The following is a 14,608-nucleotide window of genomic DNA, read 5'->3' on the forward strand; positions in this document are numbered from 1 at the left end:
CCGGTCCTGCCGATGAGTTCGCCGTCCTCGGACGGTCCACCCGACGACTCGACCGTTCTCGACAGGAGTGCCATGTCCACCATCCAGCCGGTGATCCTGACCGCCGCCCAGGACGTTCTGCTCGGCTTCTACACGCGGTTGTTCGGCGCCGAGGAGGTCTTCCGGGTGCCGGCGGAAGGCCCCGCCTTCTACCTCGGCCTGCGCATCGGCGACACCGACCTCGGGCTGGTGGCCAAGGACGACGCGGAGACCGGGGCGGCGCCGCGGATTCTGCTCAGCATCGCTGTCGACGACGTCGACGAGACGCTCGGCCGGGTGGTGGCGCTGGGCGGCTCGGTCAGCGGCGGCCCCAACGACATGCCGTGGGGACAGCGCGTCGCCCACATCCGGGACCCCGACGGCAACCCGGTGAACCTCACCCAGCCGATCCCGCAGGGGTGACGCCGCCCGGCGGGGTTTTCCCAACCTTTACCGGCGCCGCCTTGTAGCCCCTGTGAGAGAGCTGTGAAGATCGCGGGGGTTTCTCGACGCCCTGGGGGGCTTGCGCATGTCGGCTCGTTCGGCGCGAACAACGGTGGCGGTGGCCGTCATGGCGATGGTCATGGCCACTGCCTGCGACGGGCAGCGGCACGACCCGAACTCGCCGTATCGCGTGGGCGATCACTACACGGTGCTGCAGAGGTACGTCACCGGCGGTGTGCACTGGCAGCTGGACGCCTACATCGACGCCGATCAGGACGGCAGCTTCTGTATGAGCCTTGACGATTCCCGGGGGCCGGACCACTCCGCGACGTTGCCGTGGGCGAACGGTGCGTGCGGCTTCGACGGTTCGGACTCCGGCGGGTACTACGGCGGCGGCCAGGCGCCGGGGCGCAACGCCTTCGCTTCCTACGGACCCGTTCCCGACGCGGCCGTAGGAGTGCGGGTGTCCACCGAAGAGGTCGTCCCCACCCACCCGCTCCCGAAGGGGCGCGGCCTGCCGGACGGCCGGTACTGGGTCGTGTACCAGCCGGCGTCGTGGCCCGGAAAGGGTGCCAGGTCGGTGGACCCCCAGCCCCTGGACGCCTCGGGGCGAAAGGTCGCGTTCACGACGTTCTGAGCGGTGCGCGGCGGCTGCGGCCGGCCCTCGCGGGGCTCGGCGCGCGGACATCGGCGTTGCCGCTCGGGGGAGTGGGGGCCGAGCGCATTCCAAGCACATGCTTGACATCGCCGGTGGCGCGGCCCATATTCCAAGCATGTCCTTGGAGAGAGATCCGCGGCGCGCACGGTTCCTGGACGACCCGCTGGCGATCCGGGCGATGGCGCACCCCGTCCGGCTGGAACTGCGGGCCCTGCTCGGCAGGGAGGGGCCGATGACCGCGGCCGAGGCCGCGCGTCGGCTCGGGATCAGCCAGGCCCTGACCTCGCACCACCTCCGTCAACTGGCCAAGTACGACTTCGTGGAGCCCGCGCCGAGCAAGGACAACCGCGAGCGGCCGTGGCGGCTGGTGTCGACCTCGCAGTCGTGGCGCGGTGCCGAACTCACGCCGGAGGGCGATGCCGCGGTGAGCGTCCTCGAACAACTCCTCGCCGAACGCGCCCTCGACCAACTCGCCACGTGGCAGCGGCAGCGGCCCGCGGAGGAGCCGAACTGGCGGGAGCACACCGGCATCGACCACACCGGGGTCTACCTCACCGCCGACGAACTCGCCGACGTGGCCGGGCGGATGGCGGACCTGCTCCAGCGGTACGTCGACGAGCGTCCCATCGACGACAAGTCGACCCGCCCGCCCGGCAGCCGGCACGTGCAGTTCACCCGGATCGTCACGGTCTCGCCGCCCGTCCCCGCGGAGGAGCGATGAAGGACCACCGGCCGCCGCTCGTACGGCAGTTGGCGGCCCGCGCGGCTGCCGATCCGGGGCGGTCCCCGTGCATCAGGTAGCGCCGGCGGCACCGGGCACCGCCGGGGCGGGCGCGCGGACCGACCGCCGGTTCGCCATCTTCTGGTCGGGCCAGACCGTTTCGCAGTTCGGCGACCGGATCAGCGAGCTGGCGCTGCCGCTCATCGCGGTGGCACTGCTGCACGCGAACGCCCGGCAGGCCGCGCTGCTGACGGCGCTGATCTGGCTGCCGAACACCGTCGCGCCGGTCGTCGGCGCCTGGATCGACTCGCGCCCCCACAAGCGGCTGATGATGATCGCGGCCGATGTGACGCGCGCCGCCGCCCTGTTGAGCCTGCCGGTCGCCTACGGGGCGCACGCGCTCGGGCTCGGGCAGCTGTACGTCGTCGGCGCGGTGACCGGGGTGGGGCAGACGGTGTTCGACGTCGCGTACCCGGCGTTCTTCGTGACGCTGATACCGCGGACCGGCTACGTGGCGGCCAACAGCAGGCTGAACATGAGCCGTTCGCTGTCGTACGTGGTCGGGCCCGCGGTGGGCGGCGCGCTCGTCCAGGCGATCACCGCGCCCGCCGCGGCGGCCGTGGACGCGGTCTCCTTCCTGTTCTCCGCGACCATGATCGGCCGGATCAGGACGAAGGGGCTGCCGCCCGCCTCGGACTCCCACCTGCCGTTGCGCACGCGGATGGCCGCCGGCGCCCGGTTCATCTTCCGGCACCCGGTGCTGCGCGCCAGCCTCGCCTGCTCGACCACGATGAACTTCTTCATGTACGCCGCGCAGGCGATCGTCATCCTGTTCGCCAACCGCGTGCTGGGCCTGCCGGCGGGCATGATCGGACTCGCCCTCGGGGCGGGCGCGGTCGGCGGCCTGGCCGGCGCGGTCCTGGCGCGCAGGGCCATCGGGGTCCTCGGCCTCGGCCGGACGATCATGCTGGGAGCCGCGCTGTACCCGAGTCCGCTGGTGCTGCTCGTCCTGGCGGGCGGCGCGCACGGGAAGAGCTTCCTGCTGCTCGGCGCGACGGAGTTCCTGTCGGGACTGGGCGTGATGTTCTTCGACATCGGCAACAACTCCCTCAGGGCCGCCGTGACCCCCGACCATCTGCGCAGCCGGATCGCCGGCGCCTACAGCTCGATCAACTACGGCTCCCGGCCGCTCGGCGCGCTGGTCGGCGGCTGGCTGGCCACGGGGATCGGCATGCGGCCGACGCTGCTGATCGCGGGTGTCTGCGGCGCGGCGGGCAGCTTGTTGCTGCTGCCGTCGCCCGTCCCCGGTATCAAGGTCGTGCCGGAACCGGTCGCGGCGGGGGATCGTCCGGAGCCGGGAAGCGGCGGCTGAGGGGTGTCCGGCCGCGGTGTCAGGGTTCCACCGGGCCGGTGAACTGCGGTTGCGCGGGGGCCAGGTCGGCGTGCGTGCGCAGCTCGTCGGCGTAGGTGCTCCAGTCGGCGCGGAAGAGGAAGTGGCCGACGCCGGGTACGACGCGCAGGCGGGCGGTGGGGACCGCGGCGGCGATGGCGCGCGCGGCCGACGTACGCAGCAGCGGGTCGCGTTCGCCGTGCAGCACCAGCGTCGGCGCGGTGATCCCGGCCAGCGGCCCGCCGTGCCACTTCGCGCCGATCTGGCGGCTCTGCGCCTTCGCGTCGCGGAAGCTGGTGACCTGGTGCGCCGCCTCCTTGTCCACGAACTCGCGCACGTCGTGCTCGTCGATGTGCCGGTCGGGCGCGGCGAGCAGGCGGGCGACGGCGACGGCCAGGTCCAGGTTGCCCTGAGGGGTGTCGGGGTGGTGGAGCCGGGAGAACCGGGGCAGGAGCGACAGGCGCACGTAGCGCAGGACGTTCAGGCCCTTCGCGTCGCTGGGGACGGCCGAGGACGTGATCAGGCTCAGCACGCGCTTCGGGTGGCGGATCGCGGTGCGCTGCGCCACGAGTCCGCCCATCGAGTGGCCGAAGAGGTGGGCGCTCTGCCAGCCGAGGGCGTCGAGGACGGCGACCGCGTCGTCGGCGAGGTCCTCGGCGCCGTAGGCGGGGGCGTCGCGGCGCAGCAGGGCCTTGAACGGCGAGCCGGCGCACCGGTCCGGCAGGTGGGTGGACTCGCCCGCGTCGCGCTGGTCGTAGGCCACGACGTGGAAGCCGCGGCCGAGCAGTTCGTCCACCAGGCCGTCCGGCCACCAGAACCGTGAGGTTCCCAGCCCCATGACCAGCAGGAGCGGGTCGCCGCCCGCACCGCCCAGGTCCTCGAAGGCGATCCGGATCTCGCCGTTGTGCGCATAGCGCGTCATCGCGTCCCTCCCATTCGCAAACGTCGTTCGCGAACAGCGTATGCGATAGATAGGCTGGCGGCAACGCGGGAGGTGGCGATGGCGGTGGCAGGGCAGAACGAACCGGTGATCTGGATGCGGCCGGAGCAGGCGGCGGTCGGACGCCCGGCCGAGCGCAGCCGCGCCGAGATCACCGCCGCCGCGGTGGAACTGGCCGACCGCGAGGGCCTGGACGCCGTCTCCATGCGCCGCGTCGCGTCGGTTCTGGGCACCGGCGCCGCCTCGCTCTACCGCTACGTGGCCACCCGCGACGACCTGCTCGACCTGATGACCGACAGCACCGCGAGCGAGTACGACCTGCCCGCGGCCAGCGGCGACTGGAAGGCCGATCTGCTCGCCTTCGGCCACCAGGCCCGGCAGATCATGCGCCGCCACCCGTGGCTGCCCGCCATGGTCATGAGCCGTCCCACGCTCGGCCCCCACGGGATCGACCTCCTGGAGCACGTGCTCGACGTGCTCGCCGACCACCCGGCCGGCCCCGCGCGCAAGTTCGAGGCGTTCGCCCTGCTCAGCGGTCTGACCGCGTTGTTCGTACAGAACGAGATGGCTGCCGCGGACACCGGCGCCGCACGCCAGGCCGCCTACCTCCACCACGTCGCCGCCGCGGGGGACCACCCCCGCATCACCGCGCTGCTCGCGGCTTCCCCGCCCCACGGCAAACCCCGCGACCGCTTCGACACCGTCCTCGCCCGCACCCTCGCCGGCGTACTGGGCTGACGTCCGCCGGCGTCCACCGGCGTCCGCCGCGGGCGATCGCACGCTCTGGCGGCGCGCGGATCTCAAAGGTGGCCGGGCGCCGGCCGGGAAGGGCCCTTGGCAGCCGGTGGAGCGGGTGTGGGCAACGGTTCGCGGTGCGGCCGGTGGGGACCGGTGCCGGCTCCGCTCCGAGCGGTGCAGGAACGCTCCCACGCGATCCCGACCATGGCGGTGACCTGGCCTGACGAGCCCCGACGGCCCTACTGTCCTCCCGTCAGGAGAGGATGGCCGATGCATCAGGACAGGCGGCGTCGCGCCGTGGCGAACGAGCAGGCCGGAGACGGGACTTGGACCCGAACCGGAACCGGGGCCGGGACGCTCGCGTCGGGGCGTGACCCGAGGGCGCTGCCCAAGGCGGAACTGCACCTTCACCTGCTGGCGGCCATGCGCCCGGCCACGCTGGCAGAGCTCGCGTCGGATGCCGGACATGCGGCCCCCGACCCGCGGGGGTTCGCCGACTTCGAGGGGTTCCAGCAGGTCTACGCGGCGGCCTTCGACGCGACGTCGGACCGCCCCGCCAACCTGCGGCGGGTGGTGACCGAACTGGTGGAGGACACCGCGGCCGACGGCGGCGTCTGGGTCCAGCCGCACTTCGACCCGCGTTCCTACGCGCACTTCGGAGCGCCGGAGGACGTCCTCGACCTGGTCCTCGACGCGGGCCGGCAGGCGGGCGCGCGCCGCGGCGTCGGGTTCGGGCTGACCCTGGCGGTGTCCCGCCACGCGACCCCCGCGGCCGCCGTGCGGCTTGCGCGCTTCGCCGCCCGGTACGCGGGGCGCGGCGTCCACGCGTTGGGGCTGACCGGCCACGAAGGGGCCCGCGGCACCGGGGAGTTCGCGGAGGCGTTCGCCATCGCCCGTACCGCAGGACTGACGTCGGCACCGCATGCCGGAGAACTCCGCGGACCCGACAGCGTCCGCGCGGCGGTCGACCGCCTCGGCGCGACCCGCGTCGCGCACGGTATCCGCGCCGTGGAGGACCCCGCCCTGCTGGAACTCCTGGCCGCGCGGGGCGTCTCGCTGGACGTCTGCCTGACCTCCAACCGGGTGCTGGGTCTGGTCCCCGACCTGGCCCGGCACCCGCTGCCCCGGCTGCTGGCAGCGGGTGTCCGGTGCTCGCTGGGGACGGACGACCCGTTGATGTTCGGGGCGTCGCTCAGCGACGAGTACCGGACCGCCCGTACGGCACTCGGGCTCACGGACCACCAGCTCGCCGAGATCGCCCGCGCCTCGCTCGAAACCAGCGACGCGCCGCCCGAGTTGATCGCGGCGGCCACCGAGGGCGTCGACGCCTGGCTCGGCTGACGTCCGCGCCGGCCCGTGCGGGGGCGTTCACCGGGAAGGCGGGGCGAATCCCGGGGTACGTACGCAGGAAGGCACCGCGGGGGGCGCGCGGTGCCTTCCGGTGGGGCTCGGTGGGTCAGGCGCTCAGGAGGAGCCAGCCCCCGAGGCCGCTGCACATGCTCGCGTTGAAGACGTCGGTGCGGAAGCCGGGCGGTACGGGTACGCCGGGGCAGATGTACTCGCCGACGCGGGCGAGTTGCTGGTACCAGATGCCGATGTTGCCGCAGCCGGTGCTGATGTGGCCGGTGAGCACGTAGCCGGTCGGGATCGGCGAGCCCGCGCAGACGTACTGGCCGTCGCGGGCCAGCTCCAGGAACCAGGTGTCGATGTTGGCGTTGCAGCCGTTGGCGGTGTGCATGGTGAGGACGTAGCCGGTGGGGATCGGTGACGTGGCGCAGATCCAGATGCCGTTCTGCACCGGCTGGATGTACCAGGCGCCGGCGCCGTTGCACCCGTTGGCCGCGCGGCTGGTGATCACGTAGCCATCCGGTATGGGCGTGCCGGGGCAGACCCATCCGGCGTCCGCCGGAGTGACGTCCGTCGGAGTGGCGGCTTCGGGGGTCGAGGCGGAGGGGGCGGCGGCGACCGGTGCCGCCTGGGGCGTCCGGGGCGCCGCACTGGCCGTGCCGGCGGCGGTGCCGGTGAGGACGGCCGCCAGCAGCGCGACCACCCCCACCGCGGCGGCGAGCCGGCTCCGGAGTGCCGTCGCCAGGGAACGGCCGAGCAGATGGCGATACTTGAGGGTCACTTCACACCAGTCCAATCGACAGGTCGATGAAGCGCCGCACGACGACCGTGCGGCACCGGGCTGTGGAACTGAAGTGACCCTAGTGGGAAGTGATGCGAATGGTCATCACCGGGTAAAGACGTCATCAACCTGGCCGGAAATCGACCGGGGGACCCGAGTTGGGACCCGATCCGGGAAGCCGAGCCGGGAAGCCGAGCCGGGAACCCTAGCGGGGACCGGACCGCGGATGAGAGGTGCCCGCGTGGACGGGAGTTCCGCGGTCCGACGCCGACGTGTCGGACCGCGGGGGAGATCGTCGCGTCGGAGGATCGCGTCAGAGGATCTGGATGGAGGCGACCCTTGGGGGGTTGTTCGGGAACGTGATGTCGTGCCAGCGATCGATCCTCACCGAGTCGCCGTTGGCGTCGTAGTAGATCAGGTCGTTGTTGCCCGTGACGATCCGGTCGACCCACCACCCGCCGAAGTTGGTCCGCCCGGCGTTCGCGTAGCAGTCCACGCTCTGCTGCCCGTTGAGGTGCGAGTAGATCTTCAGGAAGTTCTCCCCGCCGACGCACTCGACATGGTTGATGGCGAAGGCGTTGCCGCTGGGCACGCCCAGGGTGAGCGTGGCGGCCGCGGCGAGCGCGAGAGCCAGGGACCGCGCCACCTTCTTGACTTTCGAGATCACGGTTTTCTCCTTACCTGCGAGGGCCGGCGCACCTGCCGGCCGTGTCGGCGACGTCGCGCCATGGCGGAACGGTGCTTCGTCGAGCCGGCAGACGACCGGTCGCGCACCAGGCCGGCCCCTCCGGCCGCACCTGTCAGGGAGGCGGCCGGAGGACCCGATGCACCCAACGTAGCGATCGCCATTCGAAGTTGGGCGGTAACACTCCGTGTTCGGACCGCCGCGCCGAAACATCACCCGACCGTGGCGGCCCGGCCCCACACACCGCGGGCGCGTGCGCCGGTCAGGAACGCGCCGGCCGCGAACGCGCGGGCAACGGAGAGGCCGGTAACGGAGAGACCGGCAACGGAGAGGTCACCGCGGCGCCTTAGGGTGCGGGGGAGCGATCGGACCGACGAGGGGATGGCTGGGGATGGCTGTGGCTGAGGCGTTGGTGCTGGGCGGCGGAGGCGTCGCCGGGGTGGCGTGGATGACCGGTTTGCTGGCGGGGCTGGCCGAGGCGGGTCAGGACGCCACGGCGGCCGACCTGATCGTGGGGACCTCCGCGGGCTCGACCGTCGCGGCGCAGCTCGGGAGCGGCCTGAGCCTGGCGGAGCTGTACGCCCGGCAGGTCGAGCCGCGGTTGCAGGCCGCCGAGATCATGGTCGAGGTGGACCTGGCGGGCTTCGGTGCGCAGATCGAGGCCGTGCTGCGGGAAGCCACGACCGCGCAGCAGATCCGGCGCGCGGTGGGCGCGTTCGCCCGGGGCGCCACCACCGTGCCGGAGGCGGAGCGGCGCGCGGTGATCGAGTCCCGCCTGCCGTCGTACGACTGGCCCGCCCGCGCGATGAAGATCGTCGCGGTGGACGCGGAGAGCGGGGAGCCGCGGGTGTTCGACAGGGCGTCGGGCGTGGACCTCGTCGACGCTGTCGCGGCGAGCTGCGCCGTGCCCGGCGTGTGGCCGCCGGTGACGATCGACGGGCGCGGGTACGTCGACGGCGGGGTCCGCTCCAACGACAACGCCGACTACGCCGCCGGTTCCTCCCGCGTGCTGGTGCTCTCCCCGCTGGGCAGCGTCCAGTTGCTGCCGAGCGAGAAGCCGCTGGCGCAGGCCGTCGACGAGTTGCGCGCGGGCGGCGCCGAGGTCGCGGTCGTCGAGCCGGACGAGGCGTCGCACGCGGCGATCGGCGAGAACCCGCTGGACCCGTCCACGCGCGGGCCGGCAGCGGCGGCGGGCCGCGCCCAGGGGCGTGGCCTGACGATCGAGTGGACGACGGCCTGATCCGCTTCCGTGCTCGGGATCGACCCGGCACCGAGGCAGGACGCACGACGGCTGGACCACCTGCGCGGGCCAATCCGGTTGCCGGGGCGCCGGCGGCGCTCCTACGGTGGGCGGCGTGACGGTCGAATCCACGCGCGCGGCGCGGCTGTTGGACGCGCAGGCCAAGGCGGCACTGCTGTTCGCCGAGATCGAGACCCGCAACCTGGTCGCCCCCGGCCTGGGCGAACGCGAGGTCAGCGACCGGGTGCGCGACCTGGCGAACGAGATGTTCGGCACCACGCACTACTGGCACAAGCGGATCGTACGGTCCGGGCCCAACACCCTCCTGCCGTATCGCGAGAACCCGCCGGACCGGATCATCGGCGCGGACGACATCGCGTTCGCCGACTTCGGGCCGATCTTCGAGGAGTTCGAGGCCGACTTCGGGCGGACCTACGTCCTCGGCGACGACCCCGTCAAGCGCCGCCTGCGCGACGACCTGCCGCTGGTGTTCGCCGCGGGCCGGCACGCCTTCGAGGCGGACCCCGAGATCACCGGCAGGCAGCTCTACGCCGAGGTCGAACGGCTGGCGGCCGACGCGGGGTGGCAGCTCGGCGGCTGGCACGTCGGCCACCTGGTCGGAGCGTTCCCGCCCGAACACGATGACTTCGCGGACGTCGACTCCCACATCGTGCCCGCCAACGGCAAGCCGCTGCGCCGCACGGACGACGCGGGCCGGCTGCTGCACTGGATTCTGGAGATCCATCTCGTCGACCGCGAGCGCGGGTTCGGGGGGTTCTACGAGGAACTGCTCGACTTGTGAGGTGGGTTCGGCGAGGCCGCTGGAGGCCGAGGCGCGGGAGCCCGGCGGAGTCCGGTGGAGCCGTTGAAGCAACGACCGCTGCGGGGAAGCCGGTTGACCCGGTTGACCCCGTTGACCGGTTGACCTCGGCTGGCCCGTTGGCCCCCACCCCCTTCCGGTGACGCGCGCGGCTCCGGCCGACGGCGACCCGCCGTAGTGGAACGATCACGGCATGGACTTCACCGCCTGGCCCCCGCTGCTCGTCGTCGACGTCGAGAGCAACGGCCGCACCCCGCCGGACCTCGTCGAGGTCGCCGCCCTCCCGATCCGCGACGGCCGGCCGGACCCGGCCACGGCCGGCGCGTGGCTGATCCGCCCGCCCCGGCCCGTGACCCCGCGCGCCGCCCGGGTGCACGGCCTGACCGACGACGTCCTCGCCGGCCACCCCGCCTGGGACCGGGCCGCCGAAGAGGTACGGGGCCGGCTCGGCACGGCCTGGATCGCCGCGCACAACGCCCACGTCGACCACCGCGCCCTGTCCGCGCACCTGCCCGGCTGGACGCCCGACGGCGTCATCGACACGCTGCGGCTGGCCCGGACCACCCTGCCCGGCCTGCCGTCGTACACCCTCGACCACCTGATCGACCATCACCACCTCGACCTTACGGCCGCCCCCGCGCAGCGCCACCGCGCGACCTACGACGCCTACGCGGCCGCCCGGTTGCTCCTCGCGCTTGCCGGGCACTACCCGACCTGGCCCGCCCTGGTCGCCGTCGCGGTGCCCCCCGGCCTCCCCGGCGGCCCCGGCCCGCGACAGGACCCCACCTTGTGGTGACGCCCGGCTCCGCGGGCCCGGAAACGGAGTGGCCGAGGCCGCGCGAGGGCTGCTAGCGTCCGGGCACCGTGACATCGGCCGAGGAGGTGAGACCCGTGAACGCTGTATCCGCGTGGGTGCTCCCTCCGCTCGTCATGGTCGGGCGATTGACGTAGGTGTCGCCGGGAGCGCCTTGAACCCAAGGCACTCTCGAAGGGCAACACCCTATGTATGCAATGCAGTTCACCGCCGAGTCGTCGTCGAACGGCATGGTGGAGCGGGACTTCGCCGTGGGCGGGGTGCCCGGCGTGCTCTGGTCGCCGTCATCCGACGCCGGACGCGCGCCGCTGGTCCTGATGGGGCACGGCGGCGGCAACCACAAGAAGTCACCGGCGATGTCGGGGCGTGCGCTGCGCCTCGTGGTGGAGGGCGGTTTCCACGTCGCCGTCATCGACGCGCCCGGTCACGGCGACCGGCCGCGTACGGCGCACGACGAGCGGGAGATCGCCGAGCTGTACCGGGCGAGGGCGGCCGGTGAGCCCGAGGGCCCGATCGTCGTCCGCTACAACGCCCACCTGGCCGAACGCGCCGTGCCCGAATGGCGGGCGACCCTGGACGCGCTCCAGACGCTTCCCGAGATCGGGGAGGAAGGGCCGGTCGGCTACTTCGGCCTGAACATGGGCACCGCGATCGGCGTGCCCCTCACGGCCACCGACCCCAGGATCACCGCCGCGGTCTTCGGGCTGCACTGGCCCGACGCCCTGGCCGACCCGGCGCGGCGGATCACCGTACCGATCGAGTTCGCGATGCAGTGGGACGACGAGCACATCCCGCGCGCGTCCGCCCTCGCGTTGTTCGACGCCTTCGGCTCGCAGCACAAGACGCTGCACGTCAACTCCGGCAGGCACAAGGAGCTGCCGCGGTTCGAGGCCGACAGCGCGGTCCGCTTCTTCGTACGCCACCTCGGCCGCACGTCCACCCCGCCCGCCTGACCCCCTCCCCCGGGCGCCCGCCCCAGCGCGGGCGCCCACCCCCGAACGCGCGGCCGTGCATCGGGGGCCGTGCAGGCGGGACCTTGCACGCGAAACCGTCCACGGGGGACCCTGGACCATGGGTCCGGACGAGTGGCACCTCACCGACGACATCGACGAACTCCTCCGCCACGCAGGGGATTTCCTGCGCTCGCGCCCCGCCCTGCACACGATTCCGCTGACCGTCATGGAGACGCTGCGAACCCGCGGAGCGGCCGCCTTCGGTGGCGAGGCACCCGCCTTCGGGTGGCTGGAGCGCGCGGGCGAGGGCCGTGCGGTCTTCCACCTCCTCCGCCGGCTGAACCTCACCCCGCTCACCCCCGAGCAAGCCGACGCCCTCGCCGCCCACCTGGCCGGAACCGGCCGGGTCCTCACCGGCGTCAGCGCGGACCACGACACCGCCACCGCCTTCACCGAAGCCTGGCGGCGGCACACCGGTGCGACACCGACACCCCTCAGCCGGCTCCTCCTGTACCGCCTCGCCTCGCTCACCCCTCCGCACCCGCTCCCCGCGGGCCGGGCCCGAGAGGCGGGTGACCAGGACCACGAGCACATCGTGCGCTGGTGCGGCGAGTTCGTCGACGCCGTCGGTGAGGCGACCACCGTGGACGCCGCCGGTTGGGCCGCCACACGTTTCGCCGGCAAGCGGTACACCTTCTGGGAGACCCCGGACGGTGCCCCCGTCGCCATGGCCGGCCGGACGCCCCTGGTCGCCGGCCAGATCCGCGTGGACCCCGTCTACACCCCCCTCCGCCTGCGCGGCCACGGCTACGCGGCCGCCGTGACGGTCGCGGTCAGCCGCGCCGCACTGTCCGCGGGCGCGACCGACGTCGTCCTGTTCGCGGACGCGGCCAACCCCACCAGCAACCGCCTCTACCGCCGCATCGGCTTCCGCCCCCTCGCCGACTTCACCACGTACGACTTCGCGTAGCACCCCCGCGCGCCGAACCGCACTTCACGCGACCGGCGCGCGGCTCAGGTGGGGGTGGGTGGGATGAGGACGGCGGCGCCGTTGACGCGGTCTGCGGCGAGGTCGGCGAGGGCCTGGTCGGCGTGGTCGAGGGGGTAGCGGGTGACGGTGGCGTGGATGCCGACGCGTTGGGCGGTGGCGAGGAAGTCCCGACCGTCCTCACGGGTGTTGGAGGTGACGCTGCGCAGGTCGCGCTCCTGGAACAGGTGTTGCTCGTAGGTGAGCACGGGGATGTCGGAGAGGTGGATGCCGGCGATGGCGAGGGTGCCGCCGCGGTCGAGGGCGGCGAGTCCGACCGGCACCAGGTCGCCGACCGGGGCGAAGAGGATCGCCGCGTCCAGCGGCTCGGGTGGTGCGTCGTAGGCGTCGCGGGCGGACGACGCGCCGAGCTCCAGGGCGAGTTCGCGGGCCGCGGCGGAGCGGGTCAGCACGTGTACGGTCGCACCGTCGGCGAGGGCGACCTGCGCGGCGAGGTGCGCGGAGGCCCCGAAGCCGTACAGGCCCAGCCGGCCGCCGGGCGGGAGCGCGCTGCGCCGCAGCGCGCGGAAGCCGATGATGCCCGCGCACAGCAGCGGCGCCAGTTGCGCGGGGTCGGCGTCGCCGGGGAGCGGGTAGGCGAACGCCTCGGGCAGCACCGTCATCTCGGCGAAGCCGCCGTCGGCGTCCCAGCCGGTGTAGACGGAGGACGGGCAGAGGTTCTCGTGCCCGGCCCGGCAGTAGCGGCAGACCCCGCAGGTGCCGCGCAGCCACGCACCGCCCACCCGGTCCCCGACGGAGAACCGGCTCGCCCCGTCACCCGTCGCGCTCACCCGGCCGACGATCTCGTGGCCGGGGACGGTCAGTGGCCGGTGCGGCCGCAGGTCGCCCTCCGCCAGGTGGAGGTCCGTACGGCACACCCCGCACGCCTCGATCCGCACCTGCACCTCGCCGGGCCCGGGTGACGGGACTTCCCGTCGGACCGGGCGCAGCGGCCCCGAAGCGATCGGGCCCGGTTCGCTCACCGCCCAACCGCTCAGGTCCCCCGTGCGGGCGGCCTCGAACGCCATGCCTCCAGCATGCGCCCGCCCGTACCGCCCGGCAATCGCGCCGCGGTGTCCTCACGGCCGGCGACGGCGCGCTCACTCGCGGTGCGACGGGCGCGGCACGAGGGCGGTGACCTCCTCGTATCGTCCTGGTGCGCCTGCCACGACGGGACGTTCGCACGCTACGGTCTGGTTGCGGCGATGATGCCGCGCGACGTGGACGTGACCGGGAGCCGTGCGTACACCGGCGGCTGCCGGATTCCGCACGGCCCCGCACCGCGTGGCAGCACCACCAACCGAGCGCACTGACAGGAGCCGAGCACTATGTCCGCTGACATCACGCTTCCCTTCGAGAAGGGCAGCCACGTGCTGTTCATAGGCGACAGCATCACGGATGCCGGCCGCCTGACGGACAAGCCGCCGTACGGCGGCGGCTATGTGAGCCTGATCCAGGCCCTGGTGACCGCCGAGGCACCCGAACTGGGGCTGCGCTGGAGCAACCGCGGGATCTCCGGCAACACGGTCCGCGACCTCGCGGGGCGCTGGCAGGCCGACGTCCTGGACGAGCGGCCGGACTGGCTCTGCGTGAAGATCGGCATCAACGACTGCTGGCGGGGCGTGGAGGGCAAGACCGAAGAGGCCGTGCCCGTCGGCGAGTTCCAGGAGACGCTCGCCGCGCTGCTGGACCGGGCTGTTGCGGCCACCGGCTGCCGCGTCGTGCTCGCCACCCCCTACCTCATCGAGGGCGACAGGTCCGACCCGTGGCGGATCGAGTCCGACCGTTACGTGGCCGCCACCGGCGAGGTGGCGCGCGAGCGGGGGCTGCCGCTGGTCGACGTCCAGGCGGCCTTCGACCGCGTGCTCGCGCACACCGTGCCCGCCGACTGGGCCCGCGACCGCGTCCACCCGGCACTGCCCGGCCACGCGGTGATCGCGCGCGCCTTCCTCGACGCCTTCCGTGGGCTCGGCGCGGGTGACGCCGGTGAGGTCGGGGCGAACTGACCTGCGGCGGCGTCGTGTTCGGGCCG

At 73.3% G+C, this 14,608-nt stretch carries 16 protein-coding genes; 12 read left to right on the forward strand and 4 right to left on the reverse strand.

The window, feature by feature from the left end; genetic code table 11:
* Positions 1-72: 72 nt before the first annotated feature.
* From AB0399_RS07530 to AB0399_RS07545, 4 genes are all read left to right on the forward strand, one after another.
* On the forward strand, positions 73-441 hold the full coding sequence (locus AB0399_RS07530) for a VOC family protein (protein WP_329370916.1): 369 nt from the start codon (positions 73-75) through the stop codon (positions 439-441).
* 106 nt (positions 442-547) lie between these two features.
* Positions 548-1,099 carry a hypothetical protein gene (locus tag AB0399_RS07535; protein ID WP_366410571.1) on the forward strand — a complete coding sequence of 184 codons (552 nt, stop codon included), beginning with the start codon at positions 548-550 and terminating at the stop codon, positions 1,097-1,099.
* Positions 1,100-1,235: 136 nt separating this feature from the next.
* Positions 1,236-1,841 carry a helix-turn-helix domain-containing protein gene (locus AB0399_RS07540; protein WP_366410572.1) on the forward strand — a complete coding sequence of 202 codons (606 nt, stop codon included), beginning with the start codon at positions 1,236-1,238 and terminating at the stop codon, positions 1,839-1,841.
* A 67-nt stretch (positions 1,842-1,908) separates the two neighbouring features.
* The gene (locus AB0399_RS07545) at positions 1,909-3,213 is read left to right on the forward strand and encodes an MFS transporter (RefSeq protein WP_366410573.1); all 1,305 of its coding nucleotides are present in this window, start codon (positions 1,909-1,911) and stop codon (positions 3,211-3,213) included.
* A gap of 19 nt (positions 3,214-3,232) precedes the next feature.
* Here AB0399_RS07545 and AB0399_RS07550 read toward each other — a convergent pair whose 3' ends face one another.
* Positions 3,233-4,153, reverse strand: a complete 921-nt coding sequence (locus AB0399_RS07550) for an alpha/beta hydrolase (protein ID WP_366410574.1) — start codon at positions 4,151-4,153, stop codon at positions 3,233-3,235.
* A 78-nt stretch (positions 4,154-4,231) separates the two neighbouring features.
* Here AB0399_RS07550 and AB0399_RS07555 point away from each other — a divergent pair, with 78 nt between their 5' ends.
* Both AB0399_RS07555 and add read left to right on the forward strand, forming a co-directional pair.
* Positions 4,232-4,909, forward strand: coding sequence for a TetR/AcrR family transcriptional regulator (locus AB0399_RS07555; RefSeq protein WP_366410575.1), 678 nt, complete (start codon positions 4,232-4,234; stop codon positions 4,907-4,909).
* Between the two features lie 270 nt (positions 4,910-5,179).
* A complete protein-coding gene (add, locus tag AB0399_RS07560; protein WP_366410576.1) occupies positions 5,180-6,250 on the forward strand; it encodes an adenosine deaminase in 1,071 nt (356 codons plus the stop codon).
* A 115-nt stretch (positions 6,251-6,365) separates the two neighbouring features.
* On the opposite strand, the gene AB0399_RS07565 is transcribed toward add, so the two are convergent.
* A complete protein-coding gene (locus AB0399_RS07565; RefSeq protein ID WP_366410577.1) occupies positions 6,366-7,037 on the reverse strand; it encodes a hypothetical protein in 672 nt (223 codons plus the stop codon).
* 313 nt (positions 7,038-7,350) lie between these two features.
* Positions 7,351-7,704 carry a beta/gamma crystallin domain-containing protein gene (locus tag AB0399_RS07570; RefSeq protein WP_366410578.1) on the reverse strand — a complete coding sequence of 118 codons (354 nt, stop codon included), beginning with the start codon at positions 7,702-7,704 and terminating at the stop codon, positions 7,351-7,353.
* Positions 7,705-8,113: 409 nt separating this feature from the next.
* On the opposite strand from AB0399_RS07570, the gene AB0399_RS07575 reads away from it, so the two are divergent.
* The 5 genes from AB0399_RS07575 (at position 8,114) to AB0399_RS07595 (ending at position 12,519) form a co-directional block, all read left to right on the forward strand.
* Positions 8,114-8,962 carry a patatin-like phospholipase family protein gene (locus tag AB0399_RS07575; RefSeq protein ID WP_366410579.1) on the forward strand — a complete coding sequence of 283 codons (849 nt, stop codon included), beginning with the start codon at positions 8,114-8,116 and terminating at the stop codon, positions 8,960-8,962.
* A gap of 115 nt (positions 8,963-9,077) precedes the next feature.
* Positions 9,078-9,764: a M24 family metallopeptidase gene (locus AB0399_RS07580; protein ID WP_329370936.1), complete on the forward strand. Its 687-nt coding sequence runs from the start codon at positions 9,078-9,080 to the stop codon at positions 9,762-9,764.
* 211 nt (positions 9,765-9,975) lie between these two features.
* Positions 9,976-10,578: a 3'-5' exonuclease gene (locus AB0399_RS07585; RefSeq protein ID WP_366410580.1), complete on the forward strand. Its 603-nt coding sequence runs from the start codon at positions 9,976-9,978 to the stop codon at positions 10,576-10,578.
* 206 nt (positions 10,579-10,784) lie between these two features.
* Positions 10,785-11,549 carry an alpha/beta hydrolase gene (locus tag AB0399_RS07590; protein ID WP_366410581.1) on the forward strand — a complete coding sequence of 255 codons (765 nt, stop codon included), beginning with the start codon at positions 10,785-10,787 and terminating at the stop codon, positions 11,547-11,549.
* Between the two features lie 118 nt (positions 11,550-11,667).
* Complete coding sequence (locus AB0399_RS07595) at positions 11,668-12,519, forward strand: GNAT family N-acetyltransferase (protein ID WP_366410582.1); 852 nt, start codon at positions 11,668-11,670, stop codon at positions 12,517-12,519.
* Positions 12,520-12,563: 44 nt separating this feature from the next.
* Here the strand turns inward: AB0399_RS07595 and AB0399_RS07600 are convergent, their stop codons facing one another.
* On the reverse strand, positions 12,564-13,604 hold the full coding sequence (locus tag AB0399_RS07600) for a zinc-binding alcohol dehydrogenase family protein (RefSeq protein WP_366410583.1): 1,041 nt from the start codon (positions 13,602-13,604) through the stop codon (positions 12,564-12,566).
* Between the two features lie 300 nt (positions 13,605-13,904).
* Here AB0399_RS07600 and AB0399_RS07605 point away from each other — a divergent pair, with 300 nt between their 5' ends.
* Positions 13,905-14,582: an SGNH/GDSL hydrolase family protein gene (locus AB0399_RS07605; RefSeq protein WP_366410584.1), complete on the forward strand. Its 678-nt coding sequence runs from the start codon at positions 13,905-13,907 to the stop codon at positions 14,580-14,582.
* The last annotated feature ends 26 nt before the right edge of the window (positions 14,583-14,608 follow it).

Origin of the sequence: Streptomyces sp. NPDC088194 (genome assembly GCF_040702025.1) — a bacterium.
Lineage (GTDB): Bacteria > Actinomycetota > Actinomycetes > Streptomycetales > Streptomycetaceae > Actinacidiphila.